At 44.8% G+C, this 2,527-nt stretch carries 3 protein-coding genes; 1 reads left to right on the top strand and 2 read right to left on the bottom strand.

Features of this window, described 5'->3' with window-relative positions; translation table 11 throughout:
* On the bottom strand, window positions 1–450 hold a 450-nt coding region (locus tag O9324_RS25890), incomplete at its 3' end, for a DUF3782 domain-containing protein (RefSeq protein ID WP_288141702.1).
* A 63-nt stretch (window positions 451–513) separates the two neighbouring features.
* Here O9324_RS25890 and cbiE point away from each other — a divergent pair.
* On the top strand, window positions 514–1,782 hold the full coding sequence (gene cbiE, locus O9324_RS25885) for a precorrin-6y C5,15-methyltransferase (decarboxylating) subunit CbiE (RefSeq protein WP_288141701.1): 1,269 nt from the start codon (window positions 514–516) through the stop codon (window positions 1,780–1,782).
* Window positions 1,783–1,978: 196 nt separating this feature from the next.
* On the opposite strand, the gene O9324_RS25880 is transcribed toward cbiE, so the two are convergent.
* Window positions 1,979–2,389 (bottom strand): endonuclease domain-containing protein, encoded by a 411-nt coding sequence (locus O9324_RS25880; protein WP_288141700.1) that lies wholly within the window; start codon window positions 2,387–2,389, stop codon window positions 1,979–1,981.
* Window positions 2,390–2,527: the final 138 nt, after the last annotated feature.

Genomic DNA, 2,527 nt, shown 5'->3' with positions numbered 1-2,527 from the left:
TTCTTTGACATCATCTACACTTAAACTACTTTTGACTTCCACTACTAGCACATGATTCTCATTAGTTACTAACACATCAATTTCTAGGGTTTTACCGTCGAGACGTTTTCTGACTCTTTGACTAACTTGATGTACGGGAATATCACGATTTAAAAATAAAGTCTCACAAGCGGGGGCTACCATATTTTCGACAAAACGTCCCCATTTACCTCCAAGATTACCAATTTCTTGACTGAGTCTGGTAATTTGGCGATCAGTTTTTAAAGATTGTTCTTTGAGAACACGCTCAGTTTCTTGAAAGCGTCGCTCGGTTTCTAAAGATTGTTCCTTGAGAACACGCTCGGTTTCTTGAAAGCGTCGCTCCGTTTCTTGAAAGCATCTTTCTGTCTCTTTTTGAGCTTCTACTAATTCGGCTAATAATCTCCAAACGTCATCGGCGGTGGTGGTCATACTTTTTCCTCTGAATTAACTTGGCACTAACCCGATTATATCTTGTTTGAAGGATAGAGCCTGATGGCAGATAATGAAATAGTAGCGATTTTTTTTAATATGGCGGATCGCAATTGTAAATCGAAATGGCTATCGATCATAGGAATTGGTGAAGATGGCTTAGAAGGGTTAAGTTCAGTGGGGCGAAGTCTGCTTTCTTTCGCATCAGTTATTGTCGGTGGTGAACGTCATCTGGCAATGTTACCCCCAGAGGATCAACGGCAAAAACTGCTCTGGACTTCTCCTATTCAAGACTCCATTAACGAGATTATCCGCCTTCGTGGTCAATCCGTCTGTGTTTTGGCCAGTGGTGATCCCATGTGCTATGGAATTGGTGTCACCCTCACCCGCCAGATTCCCCTGGAGGAAATGACGATTATTCCCTCTCCTTCTAGCTTTAGTCTTGCCTGTAGTCGTTTGGGTTGGTCCCTGAGTGAAGTGGAAACTTTGAGTTTGTGCGGTCGGCCCCCGGCTTGGTTGAATGGGGTGCTGTATCCCGGCGCCAAACTGCTGGTACTGAGCGCCGATGCTCAGACTCCGGCGATCGCTGCTCGGCTGCTCAGGGAGGGAGGTTTTGGCGAGAGTTCCATCACGGTTTTAGAACATCTAGGGGGAACCCTGGAACGCCACATTCAAGGCATCGCCAACGATTGGCAGTTTACAGATCTGGCGGATTTAAATGTCATTGCCATTAGCTGCATCTCCTCCCATCCCCCCACCTGGGTGCCGCGCCTTCCCGGACTGCCGGATTCTGCCTACCATCATGACGGACAGTTGACAAAAAGAGAAGTTCGTGCTATCACGCTGAGTAGATTGGCTCCCTTACCCGGACAATTGCTCTGGGATGTGGGGGCGGGTTGTGGTTCCATTGCCATTGAGTGGCTGCGGAGCGATCGCCGTTGTCAGGGGATTGCGATCGAACATCATCCCACCAGATTACAATACATTGCCGATAATGCCGCCGCCCTGGGAACGCCCCACCTGCAAATCGTCGCCGGAATCGCACCGAGCGCCCTGGAAGATTTACCGCAACCGGACGCTATTTTTATTGGTGGCGGTATCACCACACCCCACCTATTGGAAACCTGTTGGTTAGCCCTGCGCCCCGGGGGTCGTCTTGTTGCTAACACTGTTACAATTGAAAGCGAATTAGTCCTCTTGCAATGGCATAGTAAATTAGGAGGGGAACTGCTGCGAATTGGCATTGAAAAAGCAGAACCAGTCGGTAAGTTTTTAGGTTGGAAAGCAATGGCTCCCGTAACCCAGTGGACTGTTCTGAAACCGAGATTGTAAATCCTTGATTTTCTCCTTGATTTCCCTTGCAAAAGTTGTATATAGAACTTTTTTCGCTATTCTTTTCCTTTCTAATTAGTTAGGTGTTAAAAATTGTCAGATCCCCCTTAATAAGGATGGATCAAAGCCCCCCTTATCAGGGGGAGTGGCGGGGATCAAAGCCCCTTAATAAGGATGGATCAAAGCCCTTAGAGGATCAAGAAGGATTAGGAGGATCAAAGCCCCCCTTATCAAGGGGGGTTGGGGGGATCAAACTTCCAATTACTCCACAAACTACCTCAAAATTACTCAAAACTTCTTGATTAGTAAAGCGGATTACTGTTAATCCATAACTGGATAAAATTTGGGTTCTTTCTAAGTCATAGTTCTGAGCATCTTCACTATTATGAATATCACCATCAATTTCAATCACTAATTTTAATTCGGGGCAATAAAAGTCAACAATAAATTGATTAATCGGTCTTTGACGATGAACTCTATATTGAAAAATTTTTAAGTATTCATACCAAAGTTTTCTTTCAGCTTTGGTCATGTTTTTACGGAGTTCTTTGGCTCGTTCTACGAGTTTGGGATTGTAGGGTAGATGATGATGATTGGTTAATTGCATCTGACAGGGGGACAAGCAAGCTGAAAAGCTTATGTAGCATGGAATACAGACACAGACTCCAAAAAAAGATAAGTCATATTTACTATATATGACCTAAATAACGAAAATGATAAGTGAACTATACCGGAAAGTCTTAGA

It is taken from the genome of Microcystis sp. LE19-84.1B, assembly GCF_027531875.1.
Lineage (GTDB): Bacteria > Cyanobacteriota > Cyanobacteriia > Cyanobacteriales > Microcystaceae > Microcystis > Microcystis panniformis.
This window is presented reverse-complemented; position numbering and strand designations above follow the sequence as displayed.

Bases quoted from the DNA above. Each gene is read 5' to 3' on its own strand.
- cbiE (WP_288141701.1), top strand. From the start codon at position 514: ATGGCAGATAATGAAATAGTAGCGATTTTTTTTAATATGGCGGATCGC.
- O9324_RS25880 (WP_288141700.1), bottom strand. From the start codon at position 2,389: ATGCAATTAACCAATCATCATCATCTACCCTACAATCCCAAACTCGTA.